Source organism: Methanobacteriaceae archaeon (assembly GCA_030656015.1).
In the GTDB taxonomy this organism is placed as follows: Archaea; Methanobacteriota; Methanobacteria; order Methanobacteriales; family Methanobacteriaceae; genus UBA349.
Window position 1 is genome coordinate 40,750 of sequence record JAUSNX010000010.1, and the last position, 22,287, is coordinate 63,036.

At 34.2% G+C, this 22,287-nt stretch carries 20 protein-coding genes; 6 read left to right on the forward strand and 14 right to left on the reverse strand.

The genetic code is table 11. The annotated features are described in order from the left end of the window. Positions 1-21 precede the first annotated feature (21 nt). From cdhD to cdhA, 5 genes are all read right to left on the reverse strand, one after another. Positions 22-1,182: a CO dehydrogenase/acetyl-CoA synthase subunit delta gene (cdhD, locus tag Q7I96_07610; GenBank protein ID MDO9627471.1), complete on the reverse strand. Its 1,161-nt coding sequence runs from the start codon at positions 1,180-1,182 to the stop codon at positions 22-24. Positions 1,183-1,295: 113 nt separating this feature from the next. Beyond that, positions 1,296-2,054, reverse strand: coding sequence for an AAA family ATPase (locus tag Q7I96_07615; protein ID MDO9627472.1), 759 nt, complete (start codon positions 2,052-2,054; stop codon positions 1,296-1,298). A 109-nt stretch (positions 2,055-2,163) separates the two neighbouring features. Next, entirely contained in the window at positions 2,164-3,558 is a 1,395-nt protein-coding gene (gene cdhC / locus Q7I96_07620; protein MDO9627473.1) for a CO dehydrogenase/CO-methylating acetyl-CoA synthase complex subunit beta, read from the reverse strand. A 151-nt stretch (positions 3,559-3,709) separates the two neighbouring features. Next, positions 3,710-4,222 carry a CO dehydrogenase/acetyl-CoA synthase complex subunit epsilon gene (gene cdhB, locus Q7I96_07625; protein MDO9627474.1) on the reverse strand — a complete coding sequence of 171 codons (513 nt, stop codon included), beginning with the start codon at positions 4,220-4,222 and terminating at the stop codon, positions 3,710-3,712. Between the two features lie 23 nt (positions 4,223-4,245). Continuing rightward, complete coding sequence (cdhA, locus tag Q7I96_07630; GenBank protein MDO9627475.1) at positions 4,246-6,621, reverse strand: CO dehydrogenase/acetyl-CoA synthase complex subunit alpha; 2,376 nt, start codon at positions 6,619-6,621, stop codon at positions 4,246-4,248. A gap of 575 nt (positions 6,622-7,196) precedes the next feature. Here cdhA and cbiM point away from each other — a divergent pair. The 3 genes from cbiM to cbiQ all read left to right on the forward strand — a co-directional run bounded on the left by cbiM (position 7,197) and on the right by cbiQ (position 9,091). Beyond that, complete coding sequence (gene cbiM, locus Q7I96_07635; protein ID MDO9627476.1) at positions 7,197-7,844, forward strand: cobalt transporter CbiM; 648 nt, start codon at positions 7,197-7,199, stop codon at positions 7,842-7,844. Further along, positions 7,841-8,149: a PDGLE domain-containing protein gene (locus Q7I96_07640; protein MDO9627477.1), complete on the forward strand. Its 309-nt coding sequence runs from the start codon at positions 7,841-7,843 to the stop codon at positions 8,147-8,149. The genes cbiM and Q7I96_07640 overlap by 4 nt, the downstream gene beginning before the upstream one ends. A gap of 111 nt (positions 8,150-8,260) precedes the next feature. Next, a complete protein-coding gene (gene cbiQ, locus Q7I96_07645) occupies positions 8,261-9,091 on the forward strand; it encodes a cobalt ECF transporter T component CbiQ (GenBank protein ID MDO9627478.1) in 831 nt (276 codons plus the stop codon). Between the two features lie 280 nt (positions 9,092-9,371). Here the strand turns inward: cbiQ and Q7I96_07650 are convergent, their stop codons facing one another. Both Q7I96_07650 and Q7I96_07655 read right to left on the reverse strand, forming a co-directional pair. Beyond that, positions 9,372-10,502: a type II secretion system F family protein gene (locus Q7I96_07650; protein ID MDO9627479.1), complete on the reverse strand. Its 1,131-nt coding sequence runs from the start codon at positions 10,500-10,502 to the stop codon at positions 9,372-9,374. Positions 10,503-10,574: 72 nt separating this feature from the next. Then, a complete protein-coding gene (locus Q7I96_07655; GenBank protein ID MDO9627480.1) occupies positions 10,575-12,248 on the reverse strand; it encodes a CpaF family protein in 1,674 nt (557 codons plus the stop codon). Positions 12,249-12,522: 274 nt separating this feature from the next. On the opposite strand from Q7I96_07655, the gene Q7I96_07660 reads away from it, so the two are divergent. Further along, positions 12,523-13,521 carry a methyltransferase gene (locus tag Q7I96_07660; GenBank protein ID MDO9627481.1) on the forward strand — a complete coding sequence of 333 codons (999 nt, stop codon included), beginning with the start codon at positions 12,523-12,525 and terminating at the stop codon, positions 13,519-13,521. Between the two features lie 118 nt (positions 13,522-13,639). On the opposite strand, the gene Q7I96_07665 is transcribed toward Q7I96_07660, so the two are convergent. The 5 genes from Q7I96_07665 to pth2 all read right to left on the reverse strand — a co-directional run bounded on the left by Q7I96_07665 (position 13,640) and on the right by pth2 (position 16,833). After that, positions 13,640-14,887, reverse strand: a complete 1,248-nt coding sequence (locus tag Q7I96_07665; GenBank protein MDO9627482.1) for a tripartite tricarboxylate transporter permease — start codon at positions 14,885-14,887, stop codon at positions 13,640-13,642. A gap of 66 nt (positions 14,888-14,953) precedes the next feature. Continuing rightward, positions 14,954-15,223: an elongation factor 1-beta gene (locus tag Q7I96_07670; GenBank protein ID MDO9627483.1), complete on the reverse strand. Its 270-nt coding sequence runs from the start codon at positions 15,221-15,223 to the stop codon at positions 14,954-14,956. Positions 15,224-15,500: 277 nt separating this feature from the next. Continuing rightward, positions 15,501-15,662 (reverse strand): zinc finger domain-containing protein, encoded by a 162-nt coding sequence (locus tag Q7I96_07675; GenBank protein ID MDO9627484.1) that lies wholly within the window; start codon positions 15,660-15,662, stop codon positions 15,501-15,503. After that, on the reverse strand, positions 15,663-16,328 hold the full coding sequence (locus Q7I96_07680) for a delta 1-pyrroline-5-carboxylate synthetase (protein ID MDO9627485.1): 666 nt from the start codon (positions 16,326-16,328) through the stop codon (positions 15,663-15,665). Between the two features lie 163 nt (positions 16,329-16,491). Continuing rightward, the gene (gene pth2, locus Q7I96_07685) at positions 16,492-16,833 is read right to left on the reverse strand and encodes a peptidyl-tRNA hydrolase Pth2 (protein MDO9627486.1); all 342 of its coding nucleotides are present in this window, start codon (positions 16,831-16,833) and stop codon (positions 16,492-16,494) included. Between the two features lie 264 nt (positions 16,834-17,097). Between pth2 and Q7I96_07690 the strand changes: the two genes are divergently transcribed. Together Q7I96_07690 and Q7I96_07695 are read left to right on the forward strand one after the other, a co-directional pair. Further along, positions 17,098-17,304, forward strand: coding sequence for a histone family protein (locus Q7I96_07690; protein ID MDO9627487.1), 207 nt, complete (start codon positions 17,098-17,100; stop codon positions 17,302-17,304). Positions 17,305-17,775: 471 nt separating this feature from the next. Then, entirely contained in the window at positions 17,776-19,554 is a 1,779-nt protein-coding gene (locus tag Q7I96_07695; protein MDO9627488.1) for a ribosome biogenesis/translation initiation ATPase RLI, read from the forward strand. A gap of 219 nt (positions 19,555-19,773) precedes the next feature. On the opposite strand, the gene Q7I96_07700 is transcribed toward Q7I96_07695, so the two are convergent. Together Q7I96_07700 and radB are read right to left on the reverse strand one after the other, a co-directional pair. Continuing rightward, entirely contained in the window at positions 19,774-20,931 is a 1,158-nt protein-coding gene (locus Q7I96_07700) for a pyridoxal phosphate-dependent aminotransferase (protein MDO9627489.1), read from the reverse strand. 432 nt (positions 20,932-21,363) lie between these two features. Then, positions 21,364-22,071 carry a DNA repair and recombination protein RadB gene (gene radB, locus Q7I96_07705; protein MDO9627490.1) on the reverse strand — a complete coding sequence of 236 codons (708 nt, stop codon included), beginning with the start codon at positions 22,069-22,071 and terminating at the stop codon, positions 21,364-21,366. Between the last annotated feature and the right edge of the window lie 216 nt (positions 22,072-22,287).

The window sequence follows — 22,287 nt, forward strand, 5'->3', positions numbered from 1 at the left end:
CTCCTATAATTTTTCGAGCTATTAGCCCTCCAGCTGAGTTATCCAGTCACTAATTTCAGGGAGCTCAGTGGTCATGTAATCTTTTACAAAAGTGTCTCCAATTTCTCTTAAGAGTTTAACAGAAGTCGGGTGGAGCATCATAAAGATATCGACACCATTGAGCATCATAGTGAGTCCTGTTACAATTTCCCAGATAGGTCCCCGGTAATCAGTTGGTCCCCATTCTTCTTTTTTCATCCAAGCTTCTCTGGAACCCCATGCATTAGTGGTACCCGACGACATTGGCATTTGCAGGTCAGTGTCTCCTTTAAGAGCTGCTAATCTGGTTCTGGTCATTATATCAATAGAAAACTCAATACCGTAACCCAGAGCACAAGTAGTTGGATCCATAACAATGTCGTTGTGAGTTAAACCTTCTTTCAGGAGGTAACGATTAAGTGTTTTTTGCATGTTCACATCAGTTATTGACCAGGACAAAACCGCGTGATCATTATCTACTGCTGCTTTAGCTACTTTTCTGTAATCAAGATCAAGATTTGCTGATGCTAAAAGACATCGTTCGCCCTGAGCCGCTTCAGCAGCAGCTTCTAGAACTAAAGGATCTTTTACAGGATCTCCAGAAGCCCCGATAACCAGAGGCACATCCACTGCTTGTAAAACTTCTTCTACAGCTTGAGCTCCTTCCCGAGGAGTTTTGTCCATAACTTTAGGACCAGTCCCAATCAGGTGCATGGTGACCATGTTTGCACCAAATTCTTTTACTGCTTTTTTGGCCCATTCGCCGGGACTTTCCATTACATCACTGAAATGTTCCCTTATAGGCCTTGGAAGGCCAGGCATAGGAATATCAAAAACATCAAAGGTTACTACTGGAGGATTGGGCTGCGGTTCTTCAAATCTGTAAAGTGCCTGTTGACCTCCTAGATAAACTGGCGTTCTGCTGCCTTTTCCTAATTGAACTTCGGCCACCTTTCCAGGATAGTCTTGTATAGGAGGTTTAAATTCTTCCATGGCCATTATTTCGGTTGCAATAGCTTTTTCTGTTGTTACTGCCTTCTGAACAGCTTGCTGGATGGCTGGCATTAGATGTAGCTCAAGCTCATCAAAATCCATTCTAAATTCGTTTATTTCTATAGATTTTGTATTTTCAAGCAGTTTAAGAAGTTGCGTCATTTTATCCATAAACCCACATCCTCTTCGATTATTTTTAATTAATTTAATTATTTTAATGAAATTTAATTTAGAATATTTTGTAAAATATTTGATCTCAATAATAACTGATTAGTAAAAACCAATTAATGGAATTTTAAAATCTTTTCGACAATTTTGGTAAGTTCTTTTACAGAAACAGCATCCGAGGGTAACTCAATCAAAGGCCTTCCTTCCATGTCGTATTCTGAAACCACAGAATCCTCATAAATTAGCCCACCTAATTCCAGGCCAGTTGCTTCGGCTTTTTCACGAAGATTCTTTTCATCTTCGATTTTAACCCGGTTTAGTATGAGGAAAAGCTTTTTGAAATTTATTTCCAGCTCTTTGGCCAGTTCTCCAATTCTCTGAGCGGTTAATATACCACGGTAAGAAGGATCAGTTACCACCAACATCACATCCACATTTTGGGTTGTTCTACGGCTTAAATGTTCTAATCCAGCTTCAGTATCTATGACAATGAAGTCATAGTTGGAAGAAATAGTTTCAATGATTTTTCGGAGCATATTATTAACTGCACAGTAACACCCACTTCCCTCAGGCCTCCCCATAACCAGCAAATCAAATTCGGGGGTTTCGACCACAGATTCCATTATTTTATAGTCTAGAATATCCCACTTGTTGGCACTAGAAGGTATGTTACCTGAAGCAGTGTCCTTTTTTAATTCTTCTCTAACATCACCGACAGTTTTAAGAACATCAATTCCTAAAGCTTCTGGTAGATTGGAATCAGGATCTGCATCAATGGCCAAGATATCCTTGCCTGTTTTGGATAATAGATTTACCAGAGCCGACGAAACCATTGTTTTTCCAGTTCCGCCTTTTCCACTTACTGCAATTATCAATGCATCACACCATTTATCGATTTTAGTTTATCATATAAAACATATGATTGATTACAAATAGAGTTCAAATGTATTAGTTGCAATATAAAATAAAAATAAGGTGAAAACCTCATTTTTTCTTGATAATAACCTTTTCAGCATATATTTTAGCATTCTTAAAGATTATTTTAACTCCACCAGATGCTGGAATAGCAAATTCTGGGGCCATCATTACCGGAGCCATTCCAGGTTCTCCAAATTCACTTTCATCTACTTCAATCTCTTCGATTTCCTCAGATTCTTCAGCAGCTTCTAATTTGGCCTGTTTGATTCGGTCCATTACCGGGTGCTCCGCTTCACGTATGAATTTCCGGATTTCTTTAATGCTATTGGCATCTTCTTCAGTAGGTATTTTATCCCGAAGTTCTTCAGGTATGAATTCCATTACAGATTCTTTAATCTCCTTAGGCATCCATATAACTCTACCATAACCACCATCCGCTTTTAAAAATTTAGGAGATCTCATATATTCCAGGCTTAATCCAGTAAACCCCTCTACCTGTTTTCCACCAGAGCACTGACCTGCCATAGCAGAGAACGGAATTCCTAGAGGGGTTTCTCCTTTAAAGTCACGGTTTACTAGGCCTATACCATCTAATTCAGGAATGTAAAAAGCAACCGCTTCGAAACAACCACAGGATGTATGAGGATAACCAAATACACTGTGTATGTAAACTCTATCTGTCATCCCCTGAGATTTTTCTGCAATGGCCGCATTAACATTTACATACTCACCTTTCTCAGCATCCAGAACTTCACCTTTTTCTATTTCAAATATTGGTCCTTCTGGATCAATTTTTGCTGCGGCACGACAATCAAACCAGTTTATAGCGCCGCAAAGTGCGGTCCGGTCAGGGGTGACTACACACATATGTGATGGAGCAAATGATTGGCACATTAAGCATCCATAGAAAACATCTACATCTTCATCAGAAAGTTCTCTGGCCCTTTCATCCCGTATAGTGTATTGTTCTTTGGCCATTTCCAGAAACTCTGAGACTTCAGCTTCTTGAGTAAGAACGGTAATGGCAATAGATTCAATAATTGGGAATTCTTCTTTAAATAGAACTGAAAGTGCTTTAGCAAGATGTTCAAATTTAAATCCAGCTTCCAGTGCATCTGTACTGATCCGACACCAGATTTGATCCCTCTGGTTCAAGTGCATGAAACCCTTGACATAGTTACAGAGTTCATGCACTCTTCTTTCAATTACACTTTCCAGTTCTTTTTCTAGCTTTTCGCCCTGAATGTCGATCTTTAAACCAAAAGGATATATTTCACCCTGGGTCATTTCACTTATTTCAGGACCAATAACTGAAACTTTTCCGTCTTCAACACTTTCTTGAACTTGAACCAGTTCTGCACCGATAGATTTAGGACCTGCAAGTTCTACGAACATATTTGCAGCCCTTATCCTTTCACCTTCGTACATAGGACTTACGTCAACAGGTATATCTTCAAACATTGAATTCCTCCATGAATAATACGCCTAAATTTATAATAAGTCTAATTCACCAATTATTCATTTTAATTAATTATAAAATATATTATAGAATATAAGTTTAATTGGATTTAATTAGATTTTAAACATTCATTATTGAAATAATATTATTATATTAATCAGATTTCATTTTCTCCAGATATTTCAACCATTCATCATCATTCATATTCGGAAAAGACGCATCTGCATTAGAATGGAAAAACTTGCAAATGGTAAGAGTTTTAAGATGAGGAGCAAAATGTTTCAAGGTAGATAATCCCTGAGAAGCAATATAATATATACATCCGATAAACATTACCAGATCATGCTGGCCTTCTCCTTTTATACCCTTCCAGTCAGGATCTTTAAGCAAGTTAACAATTTCCACTATACCATAATGAGTTGAATCTACACCTAAATCTTTAAAAGTTTTATAAGCATCCCCTGTAGTTACTATTGGCAGTTCCCAATGTTCTGCAATATCTTTAGTTAACGAAAGGATTGGATCTTCTTTTAATAAAGGGCCAACAACAAAAAGGGGCCTTTTAGCTTTTTTAAGCATCATTTTGGCTGTTTCTGGAGTGACCAACAAAGCTTGTTTGGGGCCAGCAATCACTGTTGGTTGCCATGGAATTACTCTTTCATTCATTTAATCACCATAACTAATCCAAATTATTTATCTTTAGATTCTGCTTTTTTTTCATTTCTAAACTCCAATAAAGAGGGTTCTTGTACAATTTTTTTAGGTTCCCATCCTTTTTCATGAAGAATTGCTTGAACATCCTTTTTATAAGTTATAGGAATATCCTTATCATTTCTTATGAATTTATCAATATCATCCGGGATAGTCCCAAAGTATTTTTTATGGAGATCTAAATAATGATTTAACTTTATCTGGCGACCTTTTGGAGTGTCATTAGGTCTTAAACATAGTTTGGCAACCATAACCGTTGCTTCTTCCCTATTTTCTGCCGCGTAAAGTAAATGTTCTGGAGCTGGCTCACCATCAACGACCTCATTAGTTCGTAAATCATTAAGTTTCCATTTATCTTTTTTATCAGCCCTACCTAAAAACAATCGCCGATATTTAGACCCATGTGGCCCAATTACTACCGGTATTCCCCATCGATTAACTCCAGTTGCAATAGCTGCAGCTTTTTGAGAATAGGCGCCCCATGCAATACCACATGCGCCCACACGGTTTAATATGTAATCCGCTATTTCCTCATAATTGCCTTCTAATGGTTTTTTTGCAAAAATATTGGCAATTTTTATAGTGGCTCCCGAAATATGGGCATTTGATACACATGAACCCATATTTATCAGTCCTTTGGAATCAAATTCTCCACCATACTTTTCATAGAGAGTTTTTCCTTCTTCGTCCTTATATTCACCAATGGACATGGCTCCGCAGCCAGTGGCTAATACAATATAATTTCTCTCTAGGAACTCTTGTGCCATCAAAGCTACTTCTTTACCCCCTTGAGGATAATTTGAACATCCTACGATGGCAATTACTCCAGGTATGTCACCTAAAACAATAGGTGCTCCCACTCTTCTTATTTCCACATCTTGCACAGGGCCTCTTCCAGAACGAATGTTGTATTTTTCATTTTTTACCAACCTTTCTCCGGCTTTAGTAACCATAGAAACTAGTGGTAAGTCCCGTTCACATTCTTGTTCGCAGCGACCACATGTGTAACATAATTCATCAATACACAATGTTTCTAACATTGAAAGATCGCCTTTACTGGCAGCCACTACAGCATCCATCATCGGCACACTATTGGGACAAACTCTTTGACACCAGCCACATTCAGTACATTCCTTAGCCATTTCTATAATTTCATCTCGATCAGGCAACTTTTTCTGAGTACTCCTCTCAGGTGCAAGTTTCATAGCAGCTTTAACCGATACTTCCCCCACTTTTTCAGGATCTAAAATTAATGCACCTTTGACATTCCTATTAAGTAGATCAGAAACTATTTTATCAGAATCTTCATCAGTCATGTCTGGCAAGCCTAAACACATTTTATCAGTAGTGGCAATAACTACCGAATTATTTTTTAGAGCTTCTTCCAAAACATCAGTACGAACACACTGTTCATCAACAACAACAACATCAGCCACACCACTTCGTATGAATCTAAGTTGTTTTGATAGAGGGCCCACAACTTTTGCATTTGTATTATATCGAGTAATATCAATAGCTGCACAACAGATACCACATACTTCTAAATGTTCTTCCAGACCACTATCTTCCAAGTAGTCCATTATTCCTGCTCCCGGAGCAACGTTATGCCCAATGCATAAAATAACTGGCTTTTGAGAATCAATGGTTCCAAAACCCATTTCAACAAGAGGAGCATCTCCGTCACCTTTAGGCATATTTAAAGCAACAATCTGTGCTAAGTCCCCAACTTCTCTGGTTAAGTCGTCCATTAATCCCGCGTGTAGAGATTTAGATTCAAAGTCCAGATTATTTCCCTCTTGTCCTGTGTGACATGCAGAGAGTAAATGAGACATCTGCTCTTCAGCATAATTCAAAACTTCTTTAAGGTCATTTAGTGTTTTGGGCCTCATTCCAACTACTGTACGTATAATAGGAGCTTCAATATCAATATTCATTCCTAAATCTATAGGATAATCTGCCCCAAATTTTTCTATGAGATAATCTACCAAATGCCTAGCATGACCTGCATGGGCCGCAGTACCAATTAAACAAGCCAATAAAACCATTCTTGCTTGCTGAGCTTCGGCATCGATTCCACATGCTCCTTTTTTACCTAAAAGATCACATTTACCATAGGTACAAAGGCAACACATATCACAGAATGGAGCGTAAAATGGTTCATATCTCTCCATTAACTTCATGTCCCATTCCCGAAGGTCAGTTACATGAGGTTTAGGAGTTGGACCCATTTCTACAGGCTCACCAGATTCTCCGCTTACTTCATCTTGAACAATATCTCCAATGGAGATTTTAATATCTTTAGATTTCCAAAAATCCTCTTTAAAGTCTTTAGGTTTGGTTGATTTAGGTGCCACAATTATCACCAGTTTAATCCCAATTAGTTTAATATTCACTAATATGTTCGAATTCAATTAATTATTAATGATTTATAATGATATTTTTGAATTTATTATCAAGGCATATAAAGTTTTTGTATTAAAAATTTGATAAAAAAGCTAAAATGAGTAATAAATTTTCACGAGGTTATTTTACAAAAAAATTATGATTAAACGAATTACAGCCTATAAAATATATTATACCTACTTAATTATTAATTAAACTTAATCATATAAACTAACAAAATTTATTATTTTTCTCTTGAAATCCATTTTGAATTTCAACACTATGCTGTTTTTATTAATATTACCCCTAAAAAATAAGCTTTAGTAATAAAAATGTAATAAATTCTAACATTAAAATAAAGAATTAGTAATACTAACTATAACATTTATAAGATATAAATTCCGAAATTGAATTGTGTTAAGGGGCCAGATAGGAGTTTTATTTGAGTATTGATTCTTTTATAAGTAAAATATAAAATAAGATATTACTCTTTTAAACTACATATAAACATTAAATGGCTCTTTTATTGATAATAGGAGGCGAAAATTTGCATATACCTGATGGTTTCTTGCCTTTAGGGCAAGCAGCTATATATTATATTATTACAATAATTGCATTGTACTTTGCTCTCAACTGGGCAAAAGAAAATCTTGATGAAAAACGTGTTCCATTAATGGCAGTTTTAGCTGCATTTATATTTGCTATACAAGCAATGAATATCCCTATCCCTTGGGGGACCAGTGGACATATGTTAGGTGCAGCATTAGTTGCAATCATATTTGGTAGTCCCTGGGCCGCAGTTCTTGTTCTGGCAGTAGTACTAACTGTACAAACATTTTTCTTTGCAGACGGAGGAATTACTGCTTGGGGTGCCAATATACTTGATATGGGAGTTATTGCAGGATTCACCGGGTTTGGAGTATTCCAAGCATTGAAAAAATTAAATTTATGGGTGGCTATATTCTTAGCAGGATGGGCTTCCATATTTGTAGCATCATTGGCAGTAGTTTTGGAGCTAGTGTGGGCCGGAACATTCCCATTAGACTTAGGATTATTCTTCATGGGCCTCTATCACGCCGTGATAGGTATTGCAGAAGGAGCAATAACTGTAGTAGCAATTTTAGCAATTCAAAGAGTTAGGCCAGATTTACTCCCTTGGAATAAACCAAAACCCGACACAGAGGTGGAAAAATGAATGCTAAAGACAAAAAATTCATTATTGGTGGGTTAGTTGTAGCCATCATAATAGCAATTTTAGCACCATTCTTGGCTTCCTCAAATCCTGACGGTTTGGAAAGTGCAGCTGAAAAGATTGTTTTAGTTAAAGAAACCGAACCAATGTTTGAAGCACCAATGCCAGATTATGCCGTGCCAGCACTAGGTGAATCTCCTTTAGGAGGAGTTATTTCAATTGTTTTAGGGACAATTATAGCTTTCCTGGCCATGGTTGGCTTAGCTACGACTGCTAGATGGTTTAAATCCGGAAGCAATGGTACTTAAAAAAAGAAAAAGGTTAAATAAATAAAACAAATAATTGATAGGGAGTAATCCCTATCCATTAAATTAAATAAATTATTACTAATTTATTTATATATAATTTGGAGACAAAAAATGGGAATAGCTGATTCAATTTATCTAATTGAAAGAGAATCAATGAAAGAAAGCATCCTTCATTCACTGGATGGACGAATTAAACTAATATTATTAACACTTATAATAGTTTATACAGTTTTTAGTACCCAAATTATAGTTTTAGTAGCTTTGGAAGCTTATTTATTATTATTAATTTATCTATCAAAAATCTCATTCAAAGCAGCTTTTAAAAGAATTTTGATACTTCTCCCATTTAGTATTTTTATCATAGCTTTTCAGCCATTTATACGCCCAGGAGAGGTTATATACATATTACCTTTTGGAATTAATATCACTTATCAAGGTTTGATGTTCGCAGCCTTGCTTTTTTCTCGAATTATTGTGACTTTAACATCAATCATATTATTATCTTCTATAAGCCCTATGCAAGAAGTTGTTCATTCATTCCGAAAATTAGGGATGCCCCGAGACTTTTCCATGATATTAAGTCTCATGATAAGATTTATATTCCTATTTTATGATGAGTTAAAAAAGATTACCAATGCTCAAACCTCACGAAACTTCGATATTTTTAATAAAAAAACCAGTTACAGTTGGAGATTAAAACAGCTGGGTTTCACCATTATGATGATGTTTTTAAGATCCTATGAACGAGGCGAAAGCATTTATTTAAGTATGTTAAGTCGGGGATACTCAGATAAATCACAATTATACTCTAGTTTAAATAAAAAAATTGGCAAGCCAGAATATCTCTTTGTAGCAACCACTCTGCTGCTGGTGGTAATTCTGCAGTTTTTGTCAGTATTTATCTTTCCTCAAATAGGATTGGTAGGAGCATATATTAAGTAGTGATTTGAATTCTAATACGATTTATTCGAAACTAAATATAGTTACATTCATAGTAATAATAATATCAAAAATGCAATAGGGCATCCGTCTTTTTTTCCTAATTTTACTAAAAAATCAGCCCTTTTATAATTTTAATGGTCTTTCAGAACGTCATAAGCAGATAATTAATCATATTACTTCATTTAGTAAAGCCGGGAAAATGCCAGTTTTACATATGCCTGTGATGAACAAGAGCATATATTACTAATGTGTTTGAAGAAAAAAAATAATATTTTTTGATTTAAAGTTTAGGCTCTAATCTTTTTATCATAAAGGCCATGAATCCTACAATCAAAGGGAAAAAGAACAGATACAAGATAATCAAAACAATTGGTGGGAAAAGCTCCCCTCCCATTACTGTAGATGCTGCCAGCAGCATGATCATAAGTATAACTGGACCTAAAATAGCCACAAACATGTAGATCATGGTGAATGAGTTTAGTTTTTGAGCATAGTCCTTTAATTTCATTCTCATTTCATAGGCAATGTCATCAGCAATAACGTTTAAAGTTTTGGCCAAATCCCCACCACTGCTTAAAGTTCGAGTTATCTGATAAATAGCCCTTTTCATCCCATCAGAGCCAACTCTTTCACTCATATCCATTAGAGCATTTTCCGTGGTTTCCCCATATTTTATTTCTTCCAAAGTTCTTGCAAATTCTTCAGATAACGGCCCATACCCAGACATAGCAACTGAACGCATACTATCATGAAGTCCCAAGCCTGCCCTCAATTCAGTGGCCATTTGTCTTAAGGCATAGGGTAATTCTCTAGAAGCTTCTGCAGAACGTCCTCCTTTTTTAAGATTGGGTAAGAAAATTAGCACCATAGCCATTAAAAAAATAACTAACATAAGTGCAAGTCCAATCTCTATTCCAAAACCAAGAAATATCATGACTCCCATTACAATTAATCCAGAAGTCAATCCAAGGCCAATAATTAACTTAGGATCTAGGCCTTCCTTTTCCTCTTCTTTAAGGAGTTCTTCCAGTGAAGCCTTTTGAAAAGATTCACTTTTTATTTTATCTTCTTTAGGTGATTTTTTATCGACTTTATCAGATTCTATAAGTCCTTTAAATACATCAATTTCCTCAGGGCTCATTTTCATCCGTTTAATGATTTTAGAAGACGTATCACTTGGTTTAAATTTGTATTTGGGCGTTTTATCATCTTTATCTGTTTTTTCAGATTTTGAATCAGATTTTGAACCCAAACCAGTTCTAACACCACCCATACTAGTTCTAACACCACCAATTTTATTGTTTATTCCCCCCAATTTATTTACAGGAATTTGAACCCCTTCTCCAACTTTTTTACTGGAATCAATAGTGAAACCACCAATTTTATCGAAGATATCCTTTAAGTTAGCCATAATAATCACCTGTTTTGAAGGAATACATACTTATTCAATTCCTTAAATCTGATTTATATGAAATATAGTTATTTATAGAACTCTCTCCAGTAGTTCATCAGAATCTTTATAATAATCATTAATAAATTGTCCAACTTCTTCTATGCCCCGGATATTTTTATCTGCCATGTATTCTAAAATTAGTCTCCTCTTTTCGATTTCTTCCTCAACTTCAGTTATACTTACACCCCTAAGTTCAGAAAGTGCTCTAAGAGTTTGGCTGGCAATTCCAACATATTCTACTTTATCAGTAACATTATTCCATTCAAATACCCGGTTAAGTTGAACATTACCTTCTTCCATACCTACTACTTCAGCAACTTCAGTTATTCTTCTTATAGACCCACCTTCAGGACGGTACATACGATTTTGCATTATAATAAAGTCTAAAGCAGGTATCATAATATTAGGAACACTCATAGGCGGATTTACAAGCCGAGTAATAGTTTCTCTGGCAGTATTGGAGTGAAGGGTACCAAATCCAGAATGCCCTGTATTTAAAGCAGTGAAGAGAGTAATTGCTTCACTACCCCTTACTTCTCCCACAATAACCCTATCCGGTCTCTGCCTAAGAGAATTTTTTACCAGAGTATCCATATCAAGCTCACCAGACCCTTCAATATTCGGAGGCCTAGTTTCCATTCTTAAAACGTGAGTGTGAGGTAGTTGAAGTTCCAGAGTATCTTCAATAGTAATTATTCTTTCTCTAGGAGGTACAAATGAAGTTACTGTGTTTAAAGTTGTGGTTTTACCAGAACCCGTACCCCCAGCAATAATTGCATTACAAGGTTTTACACCAAGCCCATCCACACAAAGCCACATAAAAGCAGCCAGATGAGATGACATGGTCTTAAAATTAATAAGATCAATTACAGTTAAAGGATCTTTTCTGAATTTACGTATTGTAAGGCTGGAACCGTCTGCAGAAACTGGAGGAATTGTAGCATTCACCCTTGAACCATCAGGCAGACGAGCATCCAAAATAGGAGTCTGCTGGTCAATTCTACGATTAACTTGACGGGCTATAACATCAATAAGTGCCCTAATGTCTTTGTCATTATCAAAAACGACATTAGTGACCATCATCCCAATTTTTCGGTGATAAACAAATACTGGCCGGTTTATACCAATAACCATTATTTCTTCCAAATCATCGTCTTTAATTAAAGAATCAAGTTCCCCATACCCTAACATTTCCTGAGAGATTTGAGCCGAAAGTTTATCAATATTACGGACTCCCTTCATCCTCAAAAATTCTTTAACTTCATTAATAAAGCTTGATTCATCAATTTTAAAATCTTCGCCCTTAGAAACCGCGACTTCAACCAATTTTTCCCTTATTTCATTAAGAAGCTGTTTTTCACTATCTGAAAATTTAGGAACACTAACATTATATTCTGGTATTAAATCCTCTTCAATAATTTCAGCCCGAGAATTATCTGTAGTTTTCTTGATAATTTTTTGAGATTTAACAGGTTTTTGCATTATTTTTTCAATATTAAATGCATCATCATCCTCTTCCTCAACCTCTTCTTCATCTAAAAATTCCTGAAAACTTTTTGGTTCTTCCTTTGGAATAATAGGTTCATCAAGTTTAACTTCTGGATTAGTATCCTCAGAATCTTCTTTTTCCGTGTTTTCATCATAATCTTCAGAACCAAATTCACCTAAAAGGTCCTTCAGAATATCTTTCCGTTTCTGCTTCATAAAACTCAAATATTTAATATGGATTAACCCATATTTAAGCATATGGAATTAAAATGTTTAATATATGTTCGTAATTAATTGTTTTTTGCATAATTTTTACACAATGGCCATTATCTGAATTTTTACAATAATAAAAAGAAATAGCGTTTTTTTAATCAAGTCATTATGTATTTTGATCATAGATACCATCTAGTTCATCTCAAATACTGAAATATCATATTTCTCAGAATCATTTATAAAAAAACTTATAGAAGATTTAATAATTATTTGTATAATGGAATTAAAATGCAAGTGCGGAAGTACCTGCATAAGGACTGCTGAGGAAATATTGATCCAAGCAAAAGAAACATTTAATCCATGCCAACAATGCGAAACAATACCTCTGAAAAAATTTTCACCACTTTCAGAGCAAATAAACCTAAATATCATTGATTCCCAGTTTGAAAGATGTTCTTGCGGAAAAAGACATCTTGATATAACTGTAGCTCACGTATTAAAACTAATGGTCGACGAAGATCTTCAAAATGAACATTCTAACCTAAGAAACACTTGTGTACCGCTGATAACACCTGCTTATCCACTTCAAGCCATTCCTTATCTGGGAGATAAATCTCTGATTGTACTTTCACCAAAAATGAATCAGCAATGCGCTGAAAGGATAGTGGAAGAAATTCCAGAAGTCAAAGCTGTTATTAAAGGCGAGACTAATAAAACCGTAGGTATAAAGGACTCATCACATGAACCCCATATATATGAAACCTTGGCCGGGTGTGATATGAGATGTGACATAATTAACACTCCTCAAGGACCAATATGTCTTCACAAATATCAAAGTGAGATACATATTGAATTTCCAGCCCATAGATCCCCAAAAATAACCTCAACATCTCTTTTTATGAAAAAACATTGCATTGATTCTGAGTTTACTGTTTTAGATGCTACTTCTGGCCCCGGGACTCTGGGAATTTTTTCTTTAATGTCAGGAGCAAGTAGAGTAGTTTTTAATGACCTTTGGAAGCCCGCTACCAATATGACTGCTCTAAATCTGGAAGTTAATGGATTTAAAGTTGATTTTTTCGATGAAACATTAGAAAAATGTATGATCGCTAATGGAGAGCAGTTTGAAATTTATAATTTAGATATAAGGGAGTTGGGTTCAGTTTTAGATGAAAAATTTGATTTATGTATCATTGATCCATTTCCCGGAGTGAATTCTAAAGAATTTGTGGAATCTGCCCAAAAATTGGCCAAAAATATTTTGGTTATTGAATAAATTTTTGATTTTATTTAAAAATATGGCGTTTTTATTTTGATTTTAATTAATTATAATATCAATTATATTTTTATTAAACATCTAAAATAAAAAATTAGTCTTATAAAATAACTAATAATCAGTTAAACATTCCAAAATATATCACAATAGCTGGAATAATCAATACGCCCATTAAGTGGGATTTGCTTACTCCTAAATAATGGGGTAAAAGTCCTAAAGCAGTGGCCGTGATAAAAACCAAAAACATGAATGGCAGAGATGCGCCTTCCAAAATAGAAAATATTAATAAAATACCTATCATGAAGATTATAACTGCCTTAGAAAGTTTATTATAATTTATACCTTGCATATAATCACTGAACCAGTCCCCCATTTTCAAACATAATATTAAAGAAATAGAAACTGCAGTGAGTGAAGCAAATATGAAAAATAAGAGATAATTAACGTTGAAATCTTGAATAAAATTTGATATATACACCGCGATGCCACTACGAGGATTCCCAATCAAATATGTGGCCACCAGGGAAAAAAGGGTATCCGCAGTATTTACTCCACTTATGGCCGTGAGGAAACTTTCCGTATTTTCCTCACCCCCACCCCCACTCAACTCTTGAGCAATTATACTACCCTGAGCCGGTCCAAATCCAGGTAAAAATCCCAAAATGGTTCCTGCAATTCCCCCAGCCATTATTCCTCTAAATATTTGAGTATTAAAATGAAAATTATGAAACTTATTTTGATGTGGGAGGATTGATTTTTCATTTAAACTGTAAATTAAAGTGCTTACTCCAAAAAGGCCAGTAAACATACACATTAATGATAAATTTGAAGATATAGGTGTTTGCAGCATGGTCCAGCCCATTATTCCAGATAAAAGAAAAAGAATTCCAGACCAGATTCTAGTATTTGTGTCTTTACTGAGTCTCATTATCATATAAATTGAGACCAGAACCAGAATTATCCATATGTAGGGCCTTATGAATTCATAAAGTGAAGGTAAAATCATTATAAATAGTGGAAGTAAAAAAATAGTTACTATAATGGCTCCAAATCCGCCCAGTGCTACTAATCGAATAGCTTCTCGGGCACGGCCCTCCAGTACCATCCGATGGCCTGGCAAAATAGACAATGCTGTGCTTTCATCAGGCACTCCTAAGAGCATGGAAGGTATAAACTCTAAAAGTGCATGGGCTATGGCCAGGGATACTAAAAATACGCATAAAAATTCAATAGAAAATAAATTTAAAAGAAAAGCAGACGATGCAAATATAATGGCCCCCACAGTATTAACATGAATACCTGGAATCAGGCCAGTTATTGCACCGAATAAAATTCCGATAAAGCAAGCTATGATGAGATCAAAAATCGCCATCACCAACCGTTTTTAAATAAAATTAATAAGTTAAAACTTAATTAACTTATAAAAAAGGCCTTACATTAATCTTCGGACATCTGTAACTTCAATATTGCCTATGTCGTCCAGTTTAGAAAGGTTAGCTTCAACTTCTTCAGTACCGCCTTCACCGTCGTCCACAATAACTATTACATTTAAGGCCACTAGGCCAAAAGCAATAGGTTCTTCTTCAATTTTGTGTAATTCGGTTCCTTCAGGTATAGAAGCTTCAACATTCTTTTTAATATTTTCTAAATCTACTTCAGGACTTTCTGGCATTAATTTTATGGTAGCAACAACTTCTCCCATAATATAACCTCCAATTAAACTTCTTATTAAGTTTTATTTGTTAAGTTTTATTCAATCCACATTATAGTAATACTGATTTGCATTATTGTTATTACTAAATGTAATACTTTTTATATATAAATTTATGGTAAATAGAAAAATCAGTATTTCTGAATTCTAATGAATATGTCTTCAAATAATTCTTTTAAAAAAAGAGTCTATTCAAAAGAGTGAATTGAATGAAATTAAATTAGCCAATAAATCAAATTTAAGAGATTAAGAACAACTCAAGTTGAACTTAAGGTCCTTGAAATCCGCATTTGCATGTGTAGATATGTCCGAAAGTTCGGCATTTCTGACATCGGTAAATAATTTCTTCACACTCAGGACATTCAAACTTAACATAAGTTTCTACCAGAGGTATTTCCTGTTTACATGATGTACATTCTATTTTCTCCATTTAATCACCTCTAACTAGTGTGTATTGTGTATTGTCAACATCAACACAAGCATTAATTATAGAAAGAGTCCTCTCAGGGTACTTTCCATTTACAATATAACAATTAGACCCGAATTCTATTAAAAGCTCGCTCAATGATGTGTCAATTGATGTTTCACCAAAAGATAGTAGTTTTTTAGCACTTATTTCATTTATAAGTTTAGCATCTTTGGCAGATGGTATTCGGGTATATATACCATCTACATCTGTTGCTATTAAAAGTTTTGCTTGTAAAAGATGAGCAATGTAAAATGATATGGAATCTGAAGTAACATTCCAGGAATGTTCCAGAGGATCCAAATAGTGCATTAACCTAGAAGGAAGAAGTATGGGAATTTTATTCTCATTGGCGAGACATTTAGCAGAATTTAAATCATATACTGCTTCAGCATCTGGAATTTTATCAGCAAGTAAGCGGCCAATAATGTCCATACATATAATAGCTGATTCGTGATTAGCTGTGGCTGAAAATTTCATTTGAGAATCGTAATCTCGTATTTGGTTGGCAAAAGAGCCACCACCACATATTATCATTAATTTTTCTTCTGTTGATTCAGAAATGGCCTTAACCAGCTTTACTGCATTTTCAGGAAACAAACTTCCCCCAACTTTAACTATCCAATCCATGGTACTCACAATCGAATTATTTTAACATCAAAATTATATTTTTAATAATATTAAATTAATGAAATCTCAACTTAAAAATCTATATCTAAATTTAACCATTATTTTAAAAATAGCTATCATTATTATTAATAGTTTCAATGCAGATAAGCATAAAATAATATGTTTATTTAAATAGCTTGAGGTCTTGAGTAATCTTGTCTATTTTTTCATCATCATCTGGACCAATTCCTAGACATGTTACTGTGGAACTGGGAATCTCAGTATGGCCAGCATCACGAACCAAATAGTTAGGCAAATCTGCGGCCTTAACCAGTTCAAAAACTTCAAATAATTCTTGTAGTGAGTTAACTTTCACCACAACTTTTTTCTCTCCTTCAAATTCCCATTCTTTGATTTTACGTATATCTGCCTTTCTAAATGATCCTAAAGAACCGTGACAAGCTTGTGCAGCAATTTTGCCTCGACCCATGTTGAGGTCACCCCTCATAATTATAACTTGTTTCATTTTTTCACCTTAAAAAAATCCCGGTTTTTCTATCTCACTATCTGATGATTATAGCATATTAATTTTTCATGTCAAAGGCCATTAGGTACAAAAAATTAACTAGAGAAATTTTGAGCCACCCCTACAAATAACTGAATTATCATGATGTCACCCATAGCCTCGCATTATTTAGGTGAGTCACAATGGTGATATTGGTCACAAACATGGCCATATCAACGATAAATTTAAATAGTATGGAGTATCAGATAAAATTGAGGTGATATTATGGCTGAATTACCTGTCGCACCAGTGGGACGTATCATAAAAAACGCCGGTGCACAACGAATCAGTGATGATGCAAGAGAAGCTTTAGCAAAAGCTTTAGAAGAAACGGGCGAAACACTAGCTTTGGAAGCTGTTAAATTAGCTAAACACGCTGGAAGAAAGACCGTTAAAGCATCAGACATAGAATTAGCTGTTAAAAAAATATAAGCTAATTTTATGAATTCTTTTTTTTCTATTTTATTTTATTTTTTCTTGGAATTCGTTTTAAGACCATTATAGCTATTTTTATAGGAATTTTATTTGTTTTTCTGGTTTGATTTCTCCTTGGGATCTACCTATGATTTTTATAGTTTTTTATGGATTGTTTACTAAAAAATAAGTTCTAAAAAAATTGATTTTGAAAAATCATTACTAAATCTATCTCACTTCAAAAATTCATAATTAAACATCAAATTAATTATTTTAATCAAATATTTTAAATGAACAAATATAAACAAATAAATATAGAGATTATAAGCAAATAATTCAAATATTATTTTAATAAATTCAAATAGATTTAAAAGGCTTATTTAATATAAATAAATATAATATTATCTAAATTTAAGATTACAATTTAATTACAATTTAATTAATTAAATTAAGCATTATAACAACTTAAAACATAATTACGGTGATAAAGTGAGTAGAATTTCCATATTAGATCATGATCGATGCCAGCCCAAAAAATGCAATTATGCATGTATTGAATACTGTCCTGGAGTTAGGATGGAAGAAGACACCATTGTGATTGATGAGATAACAAAAAAACCATTAATTTCAGAAGAATTATGTTCCGGGTGCGGAATATGTACCAAAAGATGTCCCTTTGATGCAGTGGCCATCATAAACCTTCCAGAAGCCCTGGAAGATCCAATACACCGATATGGACAGAATATGTTTGAGTTATTTGGCCTGCCCAACATAAGTGAAGGTTCTGTGGTGGGTATATTAGGCCCTAATGGAATTGGGAAATCTACTATAATCCGAATACTCTCTGGAGAGCTAAAGCCCAATTTAGGAAATTATGATGAAACAGTGACCTGGGAAGACATAATCCACTATTTTAAAGGCTCACAAATGCAGAGCTACTTTAATAAATTATCCAATAAAGAACTAAAAGTAGTCCACAAGCCACAAATGGTAGATATGCTCCCCAAATACGTGAAAGGAGAAGTTAAAAACCTCCTAGATCAAGTGGATGAACGGAAACAGATGGATAATGTAATGGAAACTCTAGATATTAGGCCTATTTTAAACCGGGAAATATCTAAATTAAGTGGTGGAGAATTACAGCGAGTGGCCATTGCTGCTGCCGTTTTAAAAGACGCGGATTTCTATTATTTTGACGAACCAACCTCCTGGCTAGATGTTAGACAGCGTTTAAATGCCGTAAAAGTAATAAGAGAACTGGCCGAAGAAGGAAGATCCGTTATGGTAATTGAACACGATTTAGCTGCTTTAGATGCTATATCCGATTATGTTCATGTTTTATATGGTAAAGCTGGTGGTTATGGAGTAGTTTCTCAGATGCGCGGAGTTCGTGTAGGCATAAATGCCTATATAAATGGTTTCCTTCGGGAAGAAAATGTTAGATTCCGAAAGCATCCCATATTATTCCAGATTAGGCCACCGACTCCTGAAGAGGAAGGAGAAGTTTTAACAGAATATTCCCCCTTGAAAAAGTCATTTGATGGCTTTAAATTAGAATCAGAAGAAGGTAAAATATATCACAACGAGATTGTAACTGCATTTGGACCCAATGGTATAGGAAAAACAACTTTTGCCAAAATACTGGCTGAAGTGGAAAAACCAGATGAAGGAAAGATTAAAAATAATGTAACCATATCCTACAAGCCCCAGTATCTATCCTCCGGTTTTGAAGGAAGCGTGCAGGACTTTTTATACACCCATGCCCCCACCTATGGTACAAATATTTTCAAAACGGAAATTTTGAGGCCTTTTTCTTTAGAAGAAATTATTGATAAACAGGTTGAAGATTTAAGTGGTGGAGAACTGCAGAGACTGGCCATAGCCGTGACTTTGGCCACTCAAGCCGAGGTTTATCTTTTTGACGAACCAACTGCATTTTTAGATGTAGAACAGAGGTTAATTGCCTCCAGAACCATTCGAAAAATTGTGGAAAGTCGAAATGCAGCATCCATAATAGTTGATCACGACATAGTGTTCATAGATTACATATCTGATCGGGCCATGGTATTCCATGGTAAGCCCGGTGTGGAAGGTTATGCTACCAGTCCTGTGGCACTTAGAGACTCTATGAATCGTTTCCTTTCTGATGTGGGAATTACATTCCGGAGAGACAAAGAAACAAAAAGGCCCCGAGTCAATAAATACGACAGCTTTCTGGATCGTAAACAAAAAGAAATTGGGGAATATTACTACTTAAAAGATGAATAAAATCTATAAACTAAATCCTATGAATTTTTCTTTAATTTTTTTAGTTTTTAAATTTCTTTTTTAGTTCATTTTTATATTATCCTTCTTTTATTTTCTTTATATTTTCAAGCATTAGAATAGTTATTAAAGAAAAAGTAGGAATAATAATTAAATAGAATATTATAAACCCATTAATGAAAAAAATAGGATTTAATATAAAGAATTAAAATAAAAAAATAATTAAATAGGCCTTAAAACATCAACGGCCTCTAAAAATTTTTCTGAAAATATTTTAACATGTTCTTCTGGAACAGAAAAGCTGACACGGATGTATCTATCGCCGAAAAGTTTACTGGTATAACTACCTTGCCTAATGAAAACTTTATTTTCCAGTAGATATTCAGTCATGGCCTGAGGATCAATTCCAGTATCCTTAATGTCAATGGCCAGCATATTACCATCTGAAGGATAAACCGGTATAAATGCTCCTTCTACCTTATCCACCACATCTTTTATGATTTTCTGATTGTTGCGAGTTGTATCACAAATATGGTCAATCCACTGATCTTTGGATTTTAAAGCCGCGATAGCGCCGGTCTGGGATAGAACATTAGTTCCCAGATCATTTATTACAATACTCCTTACTGATTTCATAATTTCTGGAAGGCCTATTGTAGCTCCAATTCTAAGTCCAGCCATTCCAAAAATTTTAGAGAAACTATAAATCGTAATTGTATGCTCAGGAGCGTAATTCGCAGCTAAATGATGATCTCTTGCAAATTCTCGATAGGTTATATCATGCAAAAGATAAATATCGTTCTCAGTCGCAATTTTAGCAAACTCTTCCATTTCTTCTTTAGTGTAGCAAGATCCTAATGGGTTTAAAGGGTCTATGAGCGAAATAAGTTTAGTATTTTCATCCATATGTTCCCTTACAAGTTTAGGAGTGAGTTTATAACCACATTCTTCATTGTAAATAGGTACTGATATAACGCTGTGACTAAATCTACTGGCAAAGTTATCTATTATTAAATAACCCGGATCACAAGTTATAGCATTATTTTGAGGTTCCAAAACATCATTCATACACAGGTGCAGTGATTCAGTTCCACCTGCAGTAATGAGAATTTCAAATTTCTCTTCCAATCCCAGATCTTCCAATACTAATTTTTTAAGCTCTGGAAACCCTTCTGGCGGAGGGTACTTGCAGTATTCTCTACTATTAACACAAGATATCATGGCATCCATGATTTCTGTATCTTCATGAAGATGGTTGGTGTTTTGACCCATCCATATCATTTCTTTATCTTTAAAAACGTGATCAAAGAAGTCATTTGCAGTTTTAAAGCCCTTAGGTGCAACTCTTGCTGCCTTGGCGTACGTTTTAGGAGAAATCATGTTTTATCACATCATTAAAGTGCATTATTTTCATTTAACAATAGCCACTTCAAAAGATCATATTTATTATTTTAAAATTTTATCCAAACTAAATTATCCAATACTAAAACAGCAATTCGATCTTATCAATTGAATTATATCCTTAATTGATAAACTTATTTTATATATTTTTTTATATAGGATACAATTCTAGATAAAATTAAGCTGGAATTTAGATTCTAATAATAATCTATTATACTATTGCACATTACTATTTATAAACATTAACCGTTTAAATCAAAGCTATTTAACATGAAAATTAGATGTTATTAAATTAATATTTAAGTAAATTATAAAATTAATAAAATGTTTTATAGAATATTTAATAGTTAATTTTAAGTTACTGACAATATCATTAATCAAATCAAAAAAATGAATTTATCGTTTAATTTATTAATTACCCAGTCCCCGCTCCACAATTCTAAATCTAGTCTTAATACCTTCAGCTTTGCTCTTATGTCTTTTTAATGTAGCACATCTCTCCCCAATAATGTCTCCTTTTTCTAATTCCACGATTATTTTGCTCCAGTACTTTAATATTGTACCGCCAACAGGTGAAATAACCCCGTTACCATCCTCATCAATAACCGAGTAAATTTGGTTAGTTAGTACTACTGCTAAGTCATTTCTTCGAGCCAATCTAGATAGCAATGACATTTGGATTCCTAAATCTCGATTTAATTTGGAAGAGTTACCATCTTTCAATCTATAAAGTGCCACTGCTGAATCAAGAATAATTAAGTCAATTTTTTCGCCCTTTGTGTCAATTAAAGCACTAATTCTCCGTAAAACTTCATCCTGTTCTGGAAAAGAAGTAGGTTCAAAAACAATTATTTGGCTGGCAATTTTATCGAAATCAACCCCAGCGATCTGTTTTATTCTATCAATGGATATTCCACCCTCCGTGTCCACATAAATAACTTTTCCTCCATTTTGAGCACAGCGAACTGCCAAGTTAAGGGCAATATTAGTTTTTCCAGAGCCAGGAGGTCCGTAAAATTGAGTTAGAGTCCCTTTTTCCACACCACCATCAAGTAAATTATCAATTGAGCAAGTAGTAGGGATTTTAGAAGCTTTTTTAAGATTAGATAGTACTTTCATTGATTTCCTCAAAAATTTATTTCCAGTGAAATTTATACAATATAATAATAAATTTATTCTCAAAAACACATTCCAATAGTTTGACTTAATAATTGATTATTAAACTAATTAACACATATAATATTATTATCTCATCAAACTATATTAATTCAATTAAGTATTATTATTTAAATAGACATTATTAATATAAATTTATTATTAATACAATATTTACCA

Bases quoted from the DNA above. Each gene is read 5' to 3' on its own strand.
- Q7I96_07675 (MDO9627484.1), bottom strand. From the start codon at position 15,662: ATGGAGAAAATAGAATGTACATCATGTAAACAGGAAATACCTCTGGTA.
- cdhD (MDO9627471.1), bottom strand. From the start codon at position 1,182: ATGGATAAAATGACGCAACTTCTTAAACTGCTTGAAAATACAAAATCT.
- Q7I96_07655 (MDO9627480.1), bottom strand. From the start codon at position 12,248: ATGAAGCAGAAACGGAAAGATATTCTGAAGGACCTTTTAGGTGAATTT.
- cbiQ (MDO9627478.1), top strand. From the start codon at position 8,261: ATGGGAATAGCTGATTCAATTTATCTAATTGAAAGAGAATCAATGAAA.
- Q7I96_07690 (MDO9627487.1), top strand. From the start codon at position 17,098: ATGGCTGAATTACCTGTCGCACCAGTGGGACGTATCATAAAAAACGCC.
- Q7I96_07650 (MDO9627479.1), bottom strand. From the start codon at position 10,502: ATGGCTAACTTAAAGGATATCTTCGATAAAATTGGTGGTTTCACTATT.
- Q7I96_07640 (MDO9627477.1), top strand. From the start codon at position 7,841: ATGAATGCTAAAGACAAAAAATTCATTATTGGTGGGTTAGTTGTAGCC.
- pth2 (MDO9627486.1), bottom strand. From the start codon at position 16,833: ATGAAACAAGTTATAATTATGAGGGGTGACCTCAACATGGGTCGAGGC.
- Q7I96_07660 (MDO9627481.1), top strand. From the start codon at position 12,523: ATGGAATTAAAATGCAAGTGCGGAAGTACCTGCATAAGGACTGCTGAG.
- cdhB (MDO9627474.1), bottom strand. From the start codon at position 4,222: ATGAATGAAAGAGTAATTCCATGGCAACCAACAGTGATTGCTGGCCCC.
- Q7I96_07670 (MDO9627483.1), bottom strand. From the start codon at position 15,223: ATGGGAGAAGTTGTTGCTACCATAAAATTAATGCCAGAAAGTCCTGAA.
- Q7I96_07680 (MDO9627485.1), bottom strand. From the start codon at position 16,328: ATGGATTGGATAGTTAAAGTTGGGGGAAGTTTGTTTCCTGAAAATGCA.
- cdhC (MDO9627473.1), bottom strand. From the start codon at position 3,558: ATGTTTGAAGATATACCTGTTGACGTAAGTCCTATGTACGAAGGTGAA.
- Q7I96_07700 (MDO9627489.1), bottom strand. From the start codon at position 20,931: ATGATTTCTCCTAAAACGTACGCCAAGGCAGCAAGAGTTGCACCTAAG.
- radB (MDO9627490.1), bottom strand. From the start codon at position 22,071: ATGAAAGTACTATCTAATCTTAAAAAAGCTTCTAAAATCCCTACTACT.